Origin of the sequence: Mesorhizobium sp. WSM4935 (genome assembly GCF_029625735.1) — a bacterium.
In the GTDB taxonomy this organism is placed as follows: Bacteria; Pseudomonadota; Alphaproteobacteria; order Rhizobiales; family Rhizobiaceae; genus Mesorhizobium.
In genome coordinates this window covers 1-2073 of record NZ_JARTVR010000038.1, presented here as the reverse complement: position 1 = coordinate 2073, position 2073 = coordinate 1, and the positions used below count along the sequence as shown (strand labels likewise).

Genomic DNA, 2073 nt, shown 5'->3' with positions numbered 1-2073 from the left:
AATGAGGCGTCTTGCATGGCTTCTACACCTGCCTGAATGCCAGAACTGCGTTCGTACCGCCCATGGCGAAGGCGTTGCTCATGGCGACGCGCACCTTGCGCTCCCGCGGCACATTGGGTGTGATGTCGAGGTCGCAAGCGGGATCTGGCTCGCGATAGTTGGCGGTCGGCGGCACGACGTCCTCTTGGATTGCCATCACGCAGGCGATCATTTCAAGCGCGCTCGCTGCGCCGAGGCAATGCGCGTGCGTGGACTTGGTGGAAGAGATGGACATCGAATAAGCGTGGTTTCCAAACACACGCTTGATCGCCGCCGTTTCAGTCTGATCATTGCTCTTGGTACCGGTGCCGTGCGCGTTGAGGTAGTCGACGTCCTCGGCATTCAGCCCGGCATCGGCAAGGCAGGCGCGCATCGCCGACGCTGGCCCCTCGACAGATGGCGCGGCAATGTGGAAGGCATCGGCGGAAAGGCCGACGCCGGCGATCTCGGCAAGAATTGTGGCACCACGCCTCGTGGCATGCTCGTAGCTTTCCAGCACGGCCATGCCCGCACCCTCGCCCAGCACCAGGCCCTTCCTATCGGCGGAGAAGGGCCGGCAGGTATCGGGTGAAAGCACGCGCATTGCTTCCCATGCTTTCAGCACGCCCCATGCGAAGGGTGCGTCGCTGCCCCCGGAAACCATTACGTCGGCCCGGCCCAGCTTGATCTGGTCCACCGCCGAGGCGATCGCATGGTTGGCCGAGGCACATGCGGAGGTCACCCCGAAGACCGGCCCGCGCAAGCCGAGGCTCAAGCTAAGATGGACGGAAGCGGCGCTGGGCATCACCTTTACTCCAGTGAAGAGTTCAGCACGGATTGCGCTACCCAAAAGCAGTGAGCGGTAAGTTTGTTCTGTTGCGTACGAACCGGTAAATCCGACGCCCACTGTCGCGCCGAAGCGATGGGCATTCCCCTCGTCGCAGGAAAGTCCGGCCTGCCGCATGGCTTCGCGCGCTGCAAGCACGGCGAGCAAGCTGAAGCGGTCCATGGAGATGAGATGCCCCCGGTTGATGTCGTGCTGGGGCAGCGCCTTGATCTCAGCGCCGGTCATGCCCTCCAGGTCATGAAGCTCGGAATTGGCGATCGGGCCGATGGCGGAGCGGCCTTCGCGCATCTCTTTCCACATAGAGGCGGCGTCGGTGCCCAGTCCGCACAGGCCGCCCACTCCGGTGATAACGACGCGCCTGTCCATTCAAGCCTCCTTCGCAAGCAAGCCGCGGACGGCTTCCACGACGTCGCCGACATTCTTGAGATTGGACCAGGCATCGGCCGTGTTCATGTCGATCTTGATGCCGTAGGCCTGCTCCACATCCCAGAGGACGTCCGCCAAACCCAGCGAATCGAACCCGAGCGCGTCCAGTTCCGTGGCGATTGTTATCTCGCCGACGAATGACGCAGGCATTCCCTCACCGCTCTCCGACTCGGCGCGTTTCTTGATCAGGGCAATGACGTCCGTTGCGAATTGATCGGCCATTCTGTTTCCTGTCTTTCTTTCCCGCGTTTCGACCTGGACGCGGCTCAGTTCCTGAGGCGCGCCGCGTCGCGAAAGCCATCACGCTTGGGCAACTGACAAAACCCAATGCTCATAAAGCCGGATCAGGTCCGGCCGGTGTGTGGCGTAGGTGCAGTATGACGATGTGAGCCGCTACACGTGCGCGTCTCCCGGTCTGTCCATAGGCTCGGAAGAAGTCGGACAGTTTGACATGGCCGGTCAGTTGCAACTCCCTTTCCCAGCACTCCACTGCCCGGTAGAGCGCATGAAAAATCTCCTTTCGGGCGGTTTCTTAAGACGCTCGCCACGCCATGAGGCAGTGGGGGCATCGGTGTCCATCAGGTGCTTCTGCCCATGCAGGATTCCAGAACATTGATGAAATCGTTTGTTTCGATGAAAGGCATCCACACTTTGGATGGTTGACCACGCTTTTCAAAGATCGTGAACTACATCTCCTCGTTGTGCTCGACGCACTCCGGACAAGTAACCTCATGGGCGCGGCATGCAGGATTAACCGAGCCCAGCCGGTCATGAGTGCGGCC

At 61.0% G+C, this 2073-nt stretch carries 2 protein-coding genes; both read right to left on the bottom strand.

From position 1 onward, the window contains the following. Nucleotides 1-22: 22 nt before the first annotated feature. The gene (locus tag P9273_RS31975) at nt 23-1231 is read right to left on the bottom strand and encodes a beta-ketoacyl-[acyl-carrier-protein] synthase family protein (RefSeq protein ID WP_095794006.1); all 1209 of its coding nucleotides are present in this window, start codon (nt 1229-1231) and stop codon (nt 23-25) included. Then, complete coding sequence (locus P9273_RS31970) at nt 1232-1513, bottom strand: acyl carrier protein (protein WP_029356603.1); 282 nt, start codon at nt 1511-1513, stop codon at nt 1232-1234. Between the last annotated feature and the right edge of the window lie 560 nt (nt 1514-2073).